14 protein-coding genes and 1 tRNA gene are annotated in these 14,631 nt (G+C 69.1%); 8 read left to right on the forward strand and 7 right to left on the reverse strand.

Annotated features, from left to right (window positions below; translation table 11 throughout):
- The first annotated feature begins 222 nt into the window (after positions 1 to 222).
- On the forward strand, positions 223 to 3,642 hold the full coding sequence (gene mobF / locus B4F19_RS07985) for a MobF family relaxase (protein ID WP_228178104.1): 3,420 nt from the start codon (positions 223 to 225) through the stop codon (positions 3,640 to 3,642).
- Positions 3,643 to 3,682: 40 nt separating this feature from the next.
- Here the strand turns inward: mobF and B4F19_RS07990 are convergent, their stop codons facing one another.
- A complete protein-coding gene (locus B4F19_RS07990) occupies positions 3,683 to 4,384 on the reverse strand; it encodes a hypothetical protein (protein ID WP_195691677.1) in 702 nt (233 codons plus the stop codon).
- Positions 4,385 to 4,504: 120 nt separating this feature from the next.
- Between B4F19_RS07990 and B4F19_RS07995 the strand changes: the two genes are divergently transcribed.
- Both B4F19_RS07995 and B4F19_RS08000 read left to right on the forward strand, forming a co-directional pair.
- Positions 4,505 to 4,717 carry a helix-turn-helix transcriptional regulator gene (locus tag B4F19_RS07995; protein ID WP_195691678.1) on the forward strand — a complete coding sequence of 71 codons (213 nt, stop codon included), beginning with the start codon at positions 4,505 to 4,507 and terminating at the stop codon, positions 4,715 to 4,717.
- Between the two features lie 9 nt (positions 4,718 to 4,726).
- On the forward strand, positions 4,727 to 5,854 hold the full coding sequence (locus B4F19_RS08000) for a site-specific integrase (RefSeq protein ID WP_195691679.1): 1,128 nt from the start codon (positions 4,727 to 4,729) through the stop codon (positions 5,852 to 5,854).
- Between the two features lie 61 nt (positions 5,855 to 5,915).
- On the opposite strand, the gene B4F19_RS08005 is transcribed toward B4F19_RS08000, so the two are convergent.
- Positions 5,916 to 5,991: transfer RNA gene (locus tag B4F19_RS08005), tRNA-Glu, on the reverse strand.
- Positions 5,992 to 6,097: 106 nt separating this feature from the next.
- On the opposite strand from B4F19_RS08005, the gene B4F19_RS08010 reads away from it, so the two are divergent.
- Complete coding sequence (locus B4F19_RS08010; protein ID WP_228178103.1) at positions 6,098 to 6,736, forward strand: MBL fold metallo-hydrolase; 639 nt, start codon at positions 6,098 to 6,100, stop codon at positions 6,734 to 6,736.
- Between the two features lie 15 nt (positions 6,737 to 6,751).
- Here B4F19_RS08010 and B4F19_RS08015 read toward each other — a convergent pair whose 3' ends face one another.
- Positions 6,752 to 7,408, reverse strand: coding sequence for a hypothetical protein (locus tag B4F19_RS08015; protein ID WP_292733974.1), 657 nt, complete (start codon positions 7,406 to 7,408; stop codon positions 6,752 to 6,754).
- Between B4F19_RS08015 and B4F19_RS08020 the strand changes: the two genes are divergently transcribed.
- Positions 7,401 to 8,033, forward strand: a complete 633-nt coding sequence (locus B4F19_RS08020; protein ID WP_292733976.1) for a hypothetical protein — start codon at positions 7,401 to 7,403, stop codon at positions 8,031 to 8,033. The genes B4F19_RS08015 and B4F19_RS08020 overlap by 8 nt on opposite strands.
- A gap of 27 nt (positions 8,034 to 8,060) precedes the next feature.
- On the opposite strand, the gene B4F19_RS08025 is transcribed toward B4F19_RS08020, so the two are convergent.
- From B4F19_RS08025 to B4F19_RS08035, 3 genes are read right to left on the reverse strand one after another with little or no spacing between them, the layout of a single operon-like run.
- Positions 8,061 to 8,369 carry a DUF6510 family protein gene (locus B4F19_RS08025; protein ID WP_292733978.1) on the reverse strand — a complete coding sequence of 103 codons (309 nt, stop codon included), beginning with the start codon at positions 8,367 to 8,369 and terminating at the stop codon, positions 8,061 to 8,063.
- On the reverse strand, positions 8,366 to 9,091 hold the full coding sequence (locus B4F19_RS08030; RefSeq protein ID WP_292733987.1) for an FAD-binding oxidoreductase: 726 nt from the start codon (positions 9,089 to 9,091) through the stop codon (positions 8,366 to 8,368). Before B4F19_RS08030 ends, B4F19_RS08025 begins: the two co-directional genes overlap by 4 nt.
- Positions 9,088 to 9,681 carry a sulfite oxidase-like oxidoreductase gene (locus tag B4F19_RS08035; protein ID WP_292733981.1) on the reverse strand — a complete coding sequence of 198 codons (594 nt, stop codon included), beginning with the start codon at positions 9,679 to 9,681 and terminating at the stop codon, positions 9,088 to 9,090. Before B4F19_RS08035 ends, B4F19_RS08030 begins: the two co-directional genes overlap by 4 nt.
- Before the next feature lie 145 nt (positions 9,682 to 9,826).
- Between B4F19_RS08035 and B4F19_RS08040 the strand changes: the two genes are divergently transcribed.
- From B4F19_RS08040 to B4F19_RS08050, 3 genes are all read left to right on the forward strand, one after another.
- Positions 9,827 to 10,696 (forward strand): NYN domain-containing protein, encoded by an 870-nt coding sequence (locus B4F19_RS08040; protein ID WP_292728481.1) that lies wholly within the window; start codon positions 9,827 to 9,829, stop codon positions 10,694 to 10,696.
- Between the two features lie 171 nt (positions 10,697 to 10,867).
- Positions 10,868 to 11,824, forward strand: a complete 957-nt coding sequence (locus B4F19_RS08045) for an alpha/beta hydrolase (protein WP_292733984.1) — start codon at positions 10,868 to 10,870, stop codon at positions 11,822 to 11,824.
- 219 nt (positions 11,825 to 12,043) lie between these two features.
- Positions 12,044 to 13,645 carry an ABC-F family ATP-binding cassette domain-containing protein gene (locus B4F19_RS08050; protein WP_292728471.1) on the forward strand — a complete coding sequence of 534 codons (1,602 nt, stop codon included), beginning with the start codon at positions 12,044 to 12,046 and terminating at the stop codon, positions 13,643 to 13,645.
- Positions 13,646 to 13,661: 16 nt separating this feature from the next.
- Here the strand turns inward: B4F19_RS08050 and B4F19_RS08055 are convergent, their stop codons facing one another.
- Positions 13,662 to 14,531: an AraC family transcriptional regulator gene (locus B4F19_RS08055; protein ID WP_228178093.1), complete on the reverse strand. Its 870-nt coding sequence runs from the start codon at positions 14,529 to 14,531 to the stop codon at positions 13,662 to 13,664.
- Positions 14,532 to 14,631: the final 100 nt, after the last annotated feature.

Raw genomic sequence — 14,631 nt, forward strand, 5'->3', positions numbered from 1 at the left:
AGGGCTACTACATACCGTCTAGGTCGCGGCCCAGCAGTTATCACCGCATGCAGGCACATCTCTCTGAGATCCTCACCACTGTCCACTCTCCCCAACTCTTGACCCTCTGACGTTCGCTGATCCGCCAACCGGACCCCGGACTCGCTCATTTCTGACTTCTTCACAAGAATGGACGTATCCTACCTGATATGGTAGCTGTTATCTTAGGTAGGAGGCGAAGGCATGAAAGGTGGCGTGATCCCGTTCCGGGGCACAGGCTCGGATGCCCTGCGCTATCTGGAGTCCGACCGCGCGCGGGCGGACGAGTATTACCTGGAGGCGGGGACCGCCCTGGCCGAGTTCACGGCGGTCGACGCCGAGGGCCGAGTGATCGGCGAGCTCGGGCTGACCGCCGAGGAGTACCGCCAGTGGGTTGGCTGGATCAACCCGCTCACCGGGGAGTCGATGGGCCGACCCCGGCTGCGGGGCGAGGGTGGCCGGGGGTCGCCCCGGTTCATGGAGATGGTCGTGAACGTCCCGAAGTCCCTGTCGGTCGCCGCCGGCCTGCACCCGGAGGTGTCCGAGGCCCTGGACGCCGCCCAGCGGGACGCGGTTGCGGAGATCCGGTCCTGGCTCGGCCAGCACTCGGTCACCCGCGTCGGCGCGCGCGGGAAGCAGGAGGTCGTGCCGATCGAGCAGCTCGAAACCGTGGCCGTGTCGCACAAGACCTCCCGTGCGGGCGACCCGCACCGGCATATCCACTTCCAGATCGGGACGCGCGTGTGGGCGGCCGGTCGCTGGCGCGGGCTCTACACCGCGGCGCTGTTCCGGCAGCAGGGCGCGATCCGCGCCCTCGGCACGGCGGTCATCGCCGCGCACCCGCAGCTCGCCGCGGTGCTCGACGCGCACGGTCTCACCCTTGACCCGGTGACCGGGGAGGTCGCGGAGCTGGTGCCGTGGAAAGCGGTCATGTCCAAGCGCGGGCAGCAGGTGGCGCGCAACCTCGCCAAGTTCGAGGCCGAGTGGGAGGCCGCGCATCCCGGCCAGGAGACGGGGCCGGTGGTGCGCGCCAGGTTGCACGCGAAGGCGTGGGATCATGAGCGGCCGAGCAAGAAGCCCAGCGTGCTCGGCTCCGAGGCCGGCTGGTTGCGCGAGTTGCAGGAGGCTGGCTACACCCCGGACCTGCCGCGCGCCACCGTGCAACCCCTGCGCACGCTGGACGAGCTGGCCGTGCAACAGGTCGCCTCCCGTGCGCTCGACCGCTGCGCGGCTGCTGCATCCGCATGGACCGTGCATGACGTGCAGGAGCAGGTGGCGCACATCGTCACCGAGGCCGGTGTGCGCGCCACCCGCGAGGAGCTGCGCGAGTTCATCACCATCACGACCCGGCTCGCGGCGGACGACTGCCTCTCGATCCTGCCGCCGGATGCGCCACGGCTGGAGCATGTTGCGCACCTCACGACGCTGCACGTAGTGGCCGTCGAGACGGAGCTGCGCGACCGACTGGCTGCACGCGCCACCCGGCCGGTGCACGGCGCAACCCCGCGCGTGCAGGAGCCGGGGCTGGATGCGGACCAGGCGCGCGCCGCCGCCGCGCTCGCCTCCACCCGGCCGCTCGTCGTGGTCGAGGGCGCGGCGGGCGCGGGCAAGACGACCATGCTCGGTGCTGCGATCCGCGCCGCCGGACAGGAGGGTCGTTCGGTGCGGGTGGTGACCCCGACGAAGAAGGCCGCCGACGTCGCCGCCGCCGAGCTGGGCGTGCCGACCGACTCGGTAGCGGCACTCGTCTACGACCACGGGTTCCGGTGGAACGCCGATGGTGTCTGGACCCGGCTGGCCGTGGGCGACACGGACCCGGTGACGGGCGCGACCTACCGCGGCCCGGCGAAGGAGAACCGACTGGCCGCCGCCGAGCGGGTTGTGGTGGACGAGGCGGGGATGCTCGACCAGGACACCGCCCTCGCCCTGCTGACCGTCGCGGACGAGGCCGGCGCGACGCTCGCACTCGTCGGGGACCGGGCGCAGCTCCCCGCCGTGGGGCGCGGCGGGGTGCTCGACATCGCGGCCGCGCTCGTCCCCCGCGTCTACTCGCTGACGAGCCTGCACCGCTTCGCGGACCCCGACTACGCGCAGCTCACCCTCGCCCTGCGGACCGGCCGCGACCCGGCCGAGTTGTTCGACCGGCTCCACGCGCTCGGACTCGTGCGGCTCCACGAGGACACCGAGGCGCTGCGCGCCGCGGTCGCCGCCGAGCGGATCGACGGAGCCGCGATCACCGCGGCGACCAACGACGAGGCGCGCGAACTGAACACTCTGATCCGAGAGGACCGGGTGCGCGCGGGCGCGGTCGACGACGCCCGCACCATCGACGGCGCGGACGGCCTGAGCATCGGCGCCGGCGACCTCATCCAGACCCGCCGCAACGACTCGGAGATGGGCGTGGCGAACCGGCAGACCTGGATCGTCCAGCACGTCAGCGGCGACGGCAGCCTGTGGGTGCGGGACGCCGCGAGCCAGCGGAAGCAGCAGCGCACCGTGCATCTGCCCGCCGAGTACGTCGCCGAGCACGCGCACCTGGCCTACGCCGCGACCGCCTACGGCGTCCAGGGCATGACTGCCCCCGCGTCGCACACCGTCCTGTCGGACGCGCTCGACGCGGCCGGCGTCTACGTCGGCCTCACCCGCGGGCAGGAGGAGAACAGGCTGCACGTCGTCGCCGCGGACCTCGGGGACGCGCGCGAGCAGTTCCAGGCCGCGCTCGAGCGGGACCGCGCCGACCGCGGACTGCGCGAGGCCACCGAGCGGGCGCAGGCCGCCGTCGCGGGCATCGTCGCGGACGGGCCGGTGCGCGTCGTGAACGCCGAGCGCACCCGACTGCGGCAGAGCATCGAGCAGGCCGAGCGCCAGGCGGCACGGTGGGCGGAGGCGGCCGAGGCGATGGAGCGCCAGTCGGCCGCGCACCGCGTCGAGGCCGAGGCGCTGCTGGCCGAGGTCGAGGCCGCCGCCCAGCAGGTCGAGGCGGCACGGGCCGAGGCCGTCCCGCCGCTGGTCGAGCAGGCCGGCACGGACGCCGCCGCGGTCCTCGCGGTCAGGGAGCGCCACGAGACGGCGATCGCCGCCAGGAGCCGTGCCGGGGCGCTGAGGCGTCGGAGCGCCGACCGGGCGCTGACCGAGGCCGAGCGCCAGCGCCACGAGGCCGAGCACCTGACCCGGCAGCGGTGGGGCTCGATCCCGCGTACGCCGGAGCAGGCGCCGGCGTGGGCGCAGGCGGCGGCCGAGCAACAGGCCGAGGCCGACCCGCGGCTGGCCGACGCCATGCGCACGCACGCGCAGGCCCGGCAGGAGCAGCGCCGTGCCGGGGACCGGCAGGAGCGGCAGCGGGCCATGCTGCACACGCGGCTGTTCAGCAAGCCGTACAGCACCGGCAGCCCGCGCCGCCAGGCCGAGAGCGCCCAGCAGCAGGCCGAGGCGCTGCGACGCCAGCTCGCGGAGCTGGAAGCCCTGCCGGTCGCCGAGGCCGCAGCCCAGGTCGAGGCCCGAGCCGAGGCCGAGCGCGTCGCAGCCGAGGCCCTGGCGCGGCGTGCCGCAGAGCTGCACGACTTCACCCGCGACCAGCACCGTCCGAGCCCGAGCAGCGGACCCGACTTCGGGCCGAGCCTGTAGCGACGCGCTCGGGGGCAAGTGCGCGCCGCTCCCCCGACGACTACCCGCGGCGGCCCGGCGGGAGCAGTCCGCGCGAGCGGGTGCGCACGAGCCAGCCCTGCGCGGTGGCGTGGGCGACGCCGTTGATCTTCGCCATCGTGACAGCAGGCGCCGCGTCCCCCTGCGCCGAGAGCTTGCCGTACTGGAGGGCGACCAGCTCGTAGAAGTCGGGCGTGCGCTTCGGGTTCCCGAGCGGCTTGAGCAGATCCCGCTCGCTGATCTTCCGGCCGGAGGGCAGCACGATCTTCCCGCCGGTGATGGTCACCGTGCGCTTCATGGCGAACAGGCGCTCGTTGATCGCCGCCTCGATGCGCGCGGTCGGCAGGGTGCGGAGGTCTTGGCTGGACACGGGATCGCCCGGCCGCCACGGGAGGTAGACGACGCCGGTGATGCGCACCTCCTCGGGCACGGCGAACTGCTGGCGCTGGAGCCGGATGAACACGCGGGTCGCCGTGGCTGTGTGCTCGATGTAGCGCCAGCGGCCGTCGATCGTCTCGTTCTGCTCCGAGTCGAGCTGCGCCTGCCGGTCGGCCTCGGTCGTCACCTGATCGTTGTAGCCCAGGATCGCGTCGATCTGCGCGCTGGCGTCGTCGTCGCGCTCGCCGGGGAACCGGCTCGGCAGATGCCAGCCGTCCGGCAGGTCGGCCGAGACGATCAGGCCGTCATAGGACTGATCGCCGGGTCTGCGCGGGGCTGCGGTCACATCCCGAGTGTACCGAGCGACACGAGCAACTAAAACTCTTGCTGTGATTGGCGTGTTGTGGTCTAATCTAAGACGACAGCAGCAATCGCGGCTGTGATCGTAGATGCGAAGGAGGCCGTGATGGGTCAGAGCGCATCGCCCCTCGACGCTCGGGAGCCCGAGCGCCTGTTCTACTCCGAGGAGGAGACAGCGGCGCTGCTCGGCATCCACCGCACGACCCTGCGCACCCTCGCCCTGGAGGGCCAGGCCCCGGTGGAGCCGATTCGGCTCACCCGGCACAAGCGCGTCTACCGCCGCATCGACGTGCAGCGCCTCGCGGGGCTGGAGCAGTAGGAGCCAGTCATGGGAAGCATCGAGTCCTACGACACGGCCAAGGGCCGTCGCTACCGGGCGCTCTACCGACGCCCGGACAAGAAGCAGACGCAGAAGCGCGGCTTCACCACCAAGAAGGCCGCCGAGCTGTTCCTGGCGACCACGGAGGTCGACATCGCCCAGGGCCGCTACCTCGACCCGTCGCGTGCGCGGGTGACCGTGGCCGAATGGCTCCAGACCTGGATCGCCGCCCGCGGCGACCTCCGGGCGACGACCCGCAGCCGGGTCGAGAACATCATCGCCAAGCACATCGTCCCCGAGTTGGGGAAGATCCCGATCGGCGACCTCACCCGCCTGCGGGTGCAGGAGTGGGCCTCGGCCCTCCCCGGTGCCCCGGCGACCGTCCGCAAGATCGTCAACGTCCTCTCCGGTTCGCTCCGATTCGCGGTCGAGGACGAGCGCCTGCCGTCCAACCCCGCCGCCCGGCTCAAACTCCCCAAGCCCACCAAGTCCCGCAAGCGGTATCTGTCCCACAATCAGGTCGCCGCGCTCGCCCAGGCCATTGACGAGATGAAGGATGGGCGCGAGTACGGCTACGGCCTCGTCGTCCTCGTGCTCGCCTACTGCGGCCTGCGCTGGGGCGAGCTGTCCGGGCTCCGCATCCGTGACCTCGACCTCGACGCGAAGCACCCGCGCCTCACCGTCGAGCAGACCGTCGTGGCCGACAAGGGCTACCAGCGCATCGAGCCGCCGAAGGACTACGAGCACCGCAGTATCCCGATCCCGGCGTTCCTCGTCGGGCTGCTCCGCGCGCAGATCGCCGGGCGCCCGGCCTACGCCCCGGTGTTCTACGGCATCCGCACCGGCACCTGGCTTCGCAACCACGTCTACCGGGTCGGCTGGTTCGACACCGCGGCCGAGGCGGTCGGGATCAAGGGCCTCACCCCGCACGAGCTGCGGCACACCGCTGCCTCGCTCGCCGTCAGCGCCGGCGCGAACGTGAAGGCCGTCCAGCGGATGCTCGGGCACGCCTCGGCCGCGGTGACCCTCGACGTGTACGCCGACCTGTTCGATGACGACCTGGACGGTGTTGCCACGGCGCTGAACCTCGCGGCCATGCAATCAGATGTTGCCAATCTGTTGCCAAAAGCGGCATAGCGCCCGTTCGAGCCTTTCGGCAGGAACAAGAAAACCCCCGGCTGACCGGGGGTCTTCTTGTTGGTGACCCCAGCGGGATTCGAACCCGCGTTACCGCCGTGAGAGGGCGGCGTACTAGGCCGCTATACGATGGGGCCGCAAGACAACCGTTCGATTATGCCATGCATCCGAACGGCCGGCCAAATCGACGCGAAGACCGCAGCGGGGTTGCCTCGAGCCCCGTCGCGAGGGTTGACTCGGGATATGCGAGTCACGAAGCACGAGCACGCTGCCCTCACGATCCGCGACTCCGGTAAGACGCTGATCGTCGATCCGGGATCGTTCACCGATCCGCTCCCGGATGACGGCGATGTCGTGGCCATCGTGCTCACGCATGAGCACCCCGACCATTGGACACCGGAGCATCTGCGTCGCATCCTCAGCAACGCACCGAAGGCGCAGATCATCGGGCCCCAGGGCCTCGCCGACGCCGCCGCGGGGTTCGATGTCACGGTGGTCTCGCCCGGCGACAGCATGAAAGTCGGCCCGTTCGAGCTCGAGTTCTTCGGCGGCAAGCACGCCGTCATCCACGAATCGATCCCCGTCATCGACAACGTCGGTGTGCTGGTGAACGACCGTCTCTACTATCCGGGCGACTCGTACGAGGTGCCGGAAGGACGGAACGTGAAGCTTCTGGCGGCTCCTGTCGGCGCGCCGTGGTTGAAGATCGGGGAGGCCATGGACTTCGTCCTCGCTGTCGCTCCACGGATGTGCTTCGGAACACACGACATGACGCTCTCGATCATCGGACGCACGATGGGGCGTCAGCGTCTGCGGTGGGCGACCGAGCAGGGCGGGGGCGAGTTCCTCGAACTGGATGCCGGAGCCTCGGTCGACATCTGAGGCCGCCGCTCCCGATCAGCTCGCGCTGAGGTCGCTTCCCGTGTCGGTGGGTTCGCGCACCCAGATCTCGACGACGTCGCCGCGAGCGACAAAGCGCACGACGCCGCCCTCGTCCAGGGGCGCTGCCAGCGGCATGGGGATGTCGGGATTCACGCGGAAGTCGACGACCGGGTCCAGGGGTGCGGGCGTGCAACTCCCGTTCCCCCACAGCTCCCCCCAGGCGACAATGAGGCACCGTGCACCGACAGCGTTCGTGCCCGTCCACATCGTCACGCCTTGCACCTGCTCGTACTGCCGGAGGTTGCCTGCGTCCACGTCAAGAGCCCGTTCCGCCTGACGGATCCACGCCTCGGTCGGGTCAACCGGAGCGTCGCGGTCGACGCCGGCAATGAAGTCGGGTCGATCCGTCCAGACAGCAGGTAGCGCAAGCCCGAGTCCGAGCCCGACCGCGAGCGCGAGTCCGGCCGCACCGAACACTCCCGGGTGCCGCCACCACGCTGCTGCCGGAGGCGGCAGCAGCGGCTCCTCGGCTGAAGTCTCGGTCCCCAGCGAGGGGTTATCGCATGCACCGGCCCCGTCTGCCCCTGAGAGCACGCCGCCGCCGGACGTCGTCAGCGGCGTGTCAGCAGTGTCGTCCGTCTTGGATTGCCTGGCCGCCGAGGTGGTGACCATCGCCTATCCCAGCGATATCAATCCGGTTGCCGGGGGCGTCTCAGACATGGGCGGCATGGGGCCGGGCGGGCAGGGCGGTGGAGCACCCGGATTCGGAAGCGTCCCCGGCGGCGGTCCGGGACAGGGGGCGGGAGCGGCCCCGGGTAACGCACCGGGTCAGGCTGACAGCGTTCCGGGACAAAGCCCCGGGCTCGGGCCGCGACAGGGAGGTGCGGCATCCGGACAAGCGACCAACGGCGCCGCCGGAAGCATAACCAGCCGGGGCGGCGCGGCATCCAACGACCTGATCGCCTGGCTACAGCAGAACCAGGATGACGCGGATTACCTGGTCGCGTCCTTCGGTGCTCAAAGCGCTGCAGGAATCATTCTCGCGACCGATGGCGGATCGGTGCTGCCGATCGGAGGCTTCAACGGCAACGATGCAGTCCCCACGCTCGACGAGTTCCGGGCACTCATCGCCGACGGCAGCCTGCGGTACGTGCTGGCCACCGGCATGGCAGGACAGGGTGCGAGCACTCCCTCAGGCGGAACGTCGACGACCTCGGCACAGATCCGCGAGTGGGTCGAGGCAACGTGCGAGACGGTCGCCGACGCACCCGACGTCGTCTACGACTGCGCTCCGTAACCGTCGGGGAGCGGAGGATCCATGGATTCAGCGCGCGCCACGCTGCACCGTCATCTGACAGCTTGCGCCATCGATGACGAGGTCGTGCGCACTCCAGCGCACGGTGAGCGTGGTGTGCGTGCAGCGGCGACACCGCACGATCGCGGATGTCGGTGCCAGCTCGACCGCCGCTTCGGCGAGCGCTACAGCGTCGGCGCATGCCCCGCAGGTGAGCGTGAGCGTTTCGGCTGCAGCGCCAAAGGCCTCCTCGAGAATGCCGACGAGGGCGTTCCCATCGACCAAGCTCGGCCGCGTGGCTGCTGGTAGATCGGGCAGCGGATGTGTGGTGGCGGTCATGATCCTCCTCCGAACCGCTCCGTGCGGATGCGCTCGGCTCGATACCCCAACGAGACGAGCGCCCCGGCGACGAACTCGACGAACGGCGTCGGCCCACAAACGAAGCTGACCGGGTCGACGGACGCCGGGTGCAGCGCATCGGCGAGCGCAGGAGCGCTGAGCCGGCCGACGGTACCAGACCAATCGTCGGGAGCCGCGCGCGTGTACGCCCAGGTTGCCGAGATCCGCGGCGCATCGAGCGCGAGCAGTTCGTCTCGGTACATCGCCCGGTCGGCATCCTTCACCGAATACACGAGACGCATCGACGCCGAGGCGTCTGCAGCCACGTGCGCGCGCACCATGGCGATCAGCGGCACGATTCCTGATCCGCCGGCGATCAGCTGAACCGGCGACGGGTCGGTCGCGTCCCAAACGAAGTACTGACCGAGCGGTCCCTTCGCTTCCATCTGGTCACCGGCGCGCACGTCCTCGACCAGGTAGGGAGAGACCTCACCGTCCTCGACCTCGTCGACGCCCAGCTCAACGGCGGTGCCGGAACCGAACGACGCGATCGAGTACGACCGCACCGCCTGATAACCGTCCTCGGCGGTCAGGCGAAGATCCAGGTGTTGTCCTGGCAGGTTCCCCGGCCACTCAGGAACGTCGAGGACAAGAGTGCGGGCGCCGAACCCGGCGGGGCGCACCTCCAGCACGGATGCCGCAAGCCAGGCCCCAACCGTCACCAATACCGCTCCTCGCGCCACGGATCGCCGTGCATGTTGTAGCCGTTCTGCTCCCAGAAACCCGGTTCGTCGCGGCGCAGCAGCGACAGACCACTGACCCATTTGGCGCTCTTCCAGAAGTACAGGTGCGGCACCAGCAGCCGGGCGGGACCACCGTGTTCGGGGTCGATCGGTGCGCCGTCGAACTCCGTCACCACCCAGGCGTTTCCGCCGAGCAGGTCCAACATCGGCACGTTCGTCGTGTACCCGCCGAAGCTGTGCGCCATCGCCGCCTCGGCATCCGTCTCGACGCCCGCCAGGAGCGTGTCGACCGAGACGCCTCGCCAGGTCGTGTCGAGCTTCGACCAGCGCGTCACGCAGTGGATGTCGGTGTGGATGTCTTCGAACGGAAGCGCACGGAACTCATCCCACGTCCATGCCCGCGATCCACCCCGTTCGTCACGAACAGTAAAGCTCCACGCACTCGTGTCGATGCGCGGCGTCGGGCCAGCCGACAGCACCGGGAAGTCGGTCGTCAGGTACTGCCCCGGCGGCAACCGGTCGTTCGTTCCGCGCCGACGAGCACCGAAACCGCGAGACACGGGCGACATGGGCGTCCTCCGCTCCACCACCGATGCTGGCATCCTACGGATCCTCCGCGATCTGCGGAAAAGCGCGACCCGTGTGGGCCGACGGATGTCGAGACTAGGCTCGGGGGGAAGCAGGCGGGCGCCCGTGGACCCACGAGGAGTGAGCATGGCTGAGAGAACCGACCCACGCGTAGCCGTGTATCTGGACTTCGACAACATCGTGATGTCCTGGTACGACACCGTACATGGCCGCAACGCCTACGGCAGGGACCGGCAGCGCATCGCATCCGATCCGACCGAACCGGAGATCGCGGAGCGGTTGGCCGCAGCCACCGTGGATCTCGGCGCGATCATCGACTACGCGGCATCCTTCGGCACACTCGTGCTTACGCGGGCATACGCGGACTGGTCGTCGCCTGTCAACGCCGAGTACCGTTCGCAGCTCGTTGCTCGCGCGGTCGATCTCGTGCAGCTGTTCCCGGCCGCTGCGTACGCGAAGAACGGTGCCGACATTCGGCTCGCCGTGGATACCGTCGAGGACATGTTTCGGCTGCCCGACCTTTCGCACGTGGTGATCGTCGCCGGTGATTCGGATTACGTGCCGCTCGCGCAGCGCTGCAAGCGCCTCGGTCGCTTCGTCGTGGGAGTCGGCGTTGCAGGCTCCAGCGCCCGCTCCCTCGCCGCGGCCTGTGACCGCTTCGACACCTATGACGCTCTCCCCGGCATCGAGCGCCAGCCGGCGAAGGATGCCGAAGACAAGGCGTCCGGCAAGACGCGCCGCAGCCGCAAGAAGTCCGCAGATCCGGGCGCCGAGCTTCTCGAGCGGGCGTTGCGGCTGGAGGGCGACCGCGAGGGCACGGACTGGCAGCACGCGAACGTGGTCAAGAGCCTGATAACGCGCCTGGATCCCGGCTTCAGCGAGCGCGCCCTGGGCTTCCGCAGCTTCACGGAGTTCATCAAGGCGCATCCGCAGGTCGCCGAGATCGACGAAACCGAGAACATCGTGCAGATCCGTCTGGCTGCGGGCACGCGCTGAGACCTACACGACGGACCAGACGCGGGGATGGACCCAGCCGCGCAGGTCGGATAGCATCGCCCCGGATCGGGGAGGTCACATGATTGACGCTGCACTGCTCACGCTGCCGAAGATGTCACTGTCGTAAAGGAGATCGACGGGCTGAGCTACATCTCCCCCGACGATCCCGCGATGCCGTCATACCGGGTCATTGCGAACAATCGCCAGCCCGTTGCGCTCCGCGACATGATGATCCTCCCGGTGCGCACGGGCTACATCGGTGCCGACCGCATCCGCAAGCCCGATCCGGCGCTCATCCCACCCTCGGCCGAGGAAGCGGTCCCCGACGTGGAGGAGACGACGGTCTACCTCCCCGTGCGCAACGGATATGTCAGTGCTCAGGTCTACCGGCCGCACGCCGTTGACCAGGATGCCGCGCTGCCCGTCATCCTGTATGCCCATGGCGGCGGGTTCACGGTGGGCTCAGACTTCGACACCGCCTACATCACTCGGCGTCTGGCGCGCGATAACTCCGTCGTCGTCGTGTCGACGAACTATCGGATGGCTCCGGAGTATCCCTTCCCCACGCCCCTGAACGATGTCGCCGACGTCTATGCGTGGCTCGTGCGGGAGGCGGGCCGAGTCGGCGGCGATCCGTCGCGCGTCGCCGTCGCCGGCGACTCGGCCGGTTCGAACTTCGCCGCTGCGTTGCCGCTCTACACCCGCTCGCACGATCTCCCTGCCCCCGCTGCGGTCATCATGCTCGGTGCGTTCGCGGACTTCACCCAGGAGAGGTGGCCCTCGTTCCAAGAGCAGGCGCCGCGCGGAATCGTCTACGACAGCCCGTTCTTCGCGCTCATCCGCAGCGCCTATCTGCCGACGACGCCGTGGACCGAGCCCCTCGCAAGCCCGATCTACGGTGATCTGGCCGGATACCCGCCGCTTTTTCTCGCGACCGGCACGCACGACCCCATCATCGATTCGGCGCGGGAGTTCGCATCCCTGGTTGAGAAGGCAGGCTCTCCCACCGACGGCTACTGGCCCGCGGGGATGCCGCACGGCTTCTACTTTTTCCCGGGTGTCCATCCCGAGGGTGACGTCGCCTTCGAACGGTGCCGTGAGTTCCTCGCGAAGCACCTGTCCCACTAGGGAACGCGCGGGCGCGTTTGCGTACAGCGGCGGCAGTGGCATACTGAGGTCGCACTCCAGCGGCATCCGCTGCTCGTGAGAGGGAGTGAACGGCAAGGAAGAGACATGACAGGTTCGGGCTTCAGCATCCCCTGCTGACCGGACCATCCTCCCTTTCTGCGGACCCGTGTCAGCGTCACCCCTGACTTCGTCAGGAACCGACACGTTCTGGAGTTCCGCATGCCTGCCCCCATTCCTTCCGTCGTTCTGCACGACCTCACATTCAGCTGGCCCGACGGCCACCGCGTTCTCGACGCCGTGTCGGGTTCGTTCCCACCCGGCTCGACGGGACTGGTCGGCCTCAACGGTGTCGGCAAGTCGACGCTGCTGCGCCTGATCGCCGGGAAACTCCGGCCGACGTCGGGATCCGTCCAGGCGGCAGGCGTCGTCGACTATCTGCCCCAACGGACGGATGCCGACCCTAGCCATACCCTCGTCGATCTTCTCGGCATCCGTTCGATCGTGGACGCGATAGCCGCGATCGAACGGGGAGCGATCAACCCCGCCCTGTTCGACACGATCGGCGCAGACTGGGACATCGAAGAGCGAGCGATCGCCACCCTGAGCGCTGCGGGCGTCGACATCGACGACCTGAACCGACCCGTCACGACGATCTCGGGCGGGGAAGCGACAGTCGCCGCGCTCGCCGGCATCCGGATGCGTGGAGCCGACATTGCGCTGCTTGACGAGCCGACGAACAATCTCGACGCCCACGGACGGACGCGAGTCCACGACCTCATCGGCGCATGGGGCGGTCCGGTGATCGTCGTCAGTCACGATCTCGAGTTGCTCGAGCTGATGCAGCACACCGCTGAGTTGCGGGCCGGTTCGCTGACGCTGTACGGCGGTCCGTACTCCGCGTTCCGAGAGCAGGTCTCGCGGGACCAGGAGGCGGCCGAGCGCGCGGTACGCTCCGCGGAGCACGCGGTGCGCGTCGAGAAGCGGCAGCGCATCGCCGCAGCCGAGCGTATCGCGCACAGCCAGCGGCAGGGGAAGAAGGATGCCGCCAACCGCAAGTACATCGGCGCCGTCGTCAATGACCGACGCAACTCTGCCGAAAAGACCCAAGGAAAGCAGCGCTCGTTGCTCGATGATCGGATGCAGTCGGCGCAGCGCTCGTTGCAGGAGGCCGAGTCACGCATCCGTGATGACGACCGCCTTGGCATCGACCTTCCCGACCCGGCCGTCCCTCCAGGCAAGCGGATCGCCGAGTTCACGGGGAGCGACGGGCGCACGATCATCATCCAGGGACCGGAGCGCATCGCGATTACGGGACAGAACGGGGTCGGCAAGACGACCCTGCTGGAGGGGCTTATTTCCGGCGTGGCGGCGGCGCCTGGGACGGCCGCGGCGGTCGCGCACGTTCACCGCATCGGCAAGCTCTCACAACGGCTCGACAACCTCGACGACGCTGCATCCGTTATGGAGAACGTGACACGGGTCGCCCCCCACGTTCCGCGAGTTGAGCTTCGCAACCGGCTCGCGCGGCTCCTCGTACGCGGCACCATGGTGGATCGGCCCGTCGGAGCCCTCTCGGGCGGCGAGCGCTTTCGCGTCGCGCTCGCGCAGGTGCTCCTCACCGACCCGCCACCTCAGCTGATCGTGCTCGATGAACCGACCAACAACCTCGACCTTCAGACCACGGAGCAACTCATCGATGCGCTCGGCGCCTACCGCGGGGCGATCATCGTGGTCAGTCATGACCGCGGATTCCTGGATCGGCTGAGGCTGGACGCTGAGTTCGAGCTGGATGCCGCAGGACTGCTGACCGCGATGCGGTAGGCGCCGAGCAGGTGACCTATGAGCGGCGTGCGATCGGCATCCAGAGCTCCGTCGTTGCGGTACTGAAGTCGTCGGCGCGTTCGAGGACGGCGACGATCGAGGGACCGGGACGCAGCTGCCAGGGGTTGGCGGGGAACCAGTCCGACGCGGAGGCCGCGTAGGCCTCCTGGAGCGCTGCGGGGTACGGTCCTGACGTGCGGAACACCGCCCACTCCCCTGCCTCGACCTCGATCACATCAAGATCGTCGGGCACGGGGGCCTCAGCATCCAGTGCGACGCCGTGCAGGTAGGTGAGCTCGGTTCCCTCCCGGTAGTCCGGATCGACGCCGTCACTCACCTGCAGCAAGCCGCTCGGTTCGGTGCTGCTGAGCCCCTTGAGTCGGGCGTGTTCGCTCTCAGGCAGTGCGGCGATGTACGTCTGGATGTGCGGATTGATTCCTTCGTTGATGAGCGGCACGCGAGCGGCGTGTCCGACCAGACGGAACGCGGGGCGTTCGGCGATGCGCGTGTCCATGGTGGTGTTCCCTTCGACGGTCAGGCGGAGCCTGAGTTTCGGTTGCGTACGAAGGGGACCGCCACTCACGCGCACCTCGGCGGGCGTCGAGCCGTGGACCGCGCGAAACGCCCGGCCAAAGGCTTCGGTCGACCCGTACCCGAACCGCACCGCGATGTCGAGCAGCGGGTCACCGGCGACGACCGCCGCAGCTGCCACCGTCATCCGTCGCCGCCGCACGTACTCCGACAGTGGCATCCCGACCAAAGACGAGAACATCCGCCGCAGGTGGTACTCCGTCACGCCCGACTCCCGCGCCAGCGACGCGACATCGAGGTCTTCGGATAGATCGTCGTCGATGACATCGATCAGTCGATTGAGTTCCGCGATCATGGGGCCTCCTTCGACATCCAGCCTGCGAGAGTCGACCCCGCGCGCGCCCGATCGTTCCGGTCCGGTTCGATCGGCCTAGGTGTGATGTCCAGGCAGGTTG

The organism is Microbacterium sp. UBA1097 (assembly GCF_002313585.1).
In the GTDB taxonomy this organism is placed as follows: Bacteria; Actinomycetota; Actinomycetes; order Actinomycetales; family Microbacteriaceae; genus Microbacterium.

What these genes read in the sequence shown, in the direction of transcription:
- mobF (WP_228178104.1), top strand. Translation starts at nt 223, where the DNA reads ATGAAAGGTGGCGTGATCCCGTTCCGGGGCACAGGCTCGGATGCCCTG.
- B4F19_RS07995 (WP_195691678.1), top strand. Translation starts at nt 4,505, where the DNA reads ATGGGTCAGAGCGCATCGCCCCTCGACGCTCGGGAGCCCGAGCGCCTG.
- B4F19_RS08000 (WP_195691679.1), top strand. Translation starts at nt 4,727, where the DNA reads ATGGGAAGCATCGAGTCCTACGACACGGCCAAGGGCCGTCGCTACCGG.
- B4F19_RS08010 (WP_228178103.1), top strand. Translation starts at nt 6,098, where the DNA reads ATGCGAGTCACGAAGCACGAGCACGCTGCCCTCACGATCCGCGACTCC.
- B4F19_RS08015 (WP_292733974.1), bottom strand. Translation starts at nt 7,408, where the DNA reads ATGGTCACCACCTCGGCGGCCAGGCAATCCAAGACGGACGACACTGCT.
- B4F19_RS08025 (WP_292733978.1), bottom strand. Translation starts at nt 8,369, where the DNA reads ATGACCGCCACCACACATCCGCTGCCCGATCTACCAGCAGCCACGCGG.
- B4F19_RS08035 (WP_292733981.1), bottom strand. Translation starts at nt 9,681, where the DNA reads ATGTCGCCCGTGTCTCGCGGTTTCGGTGCTCGTCGGCGCGGAACGAAC.
- B4F19_RS08040 (WP_292728481.1), top strand. Translation starts at nt 9,827, where the DNA reads ATGGCTGAGAGAACCGACCCACGCGTAGCCGTGTATCTGGACTTCGAC.
- B4F19_RS08045 (WP_292733984.1), top strand. Translation starts at nt 10,868, where the DNA reads ATGCCGTCATACCGGGTCATTGCGAACAATCGCCAGCCCGTTGCGCTC.
- B4F19_RS08050 (WP_292728471.1), top strand. Translation starts at nt 12,044, where the DNA reads ATGCCTGCCCCCATTCCTTCCGTCGTTCTGCACGACCTCACATTCAGC.
- B4F19_RS08055 (WP_228178093.1), bottom strand. Translation starts at nt 14,531, where the DNA reads ATGATCGCGGAACTCAATCGACTGATCGATGTCATCGACGACGATCTA.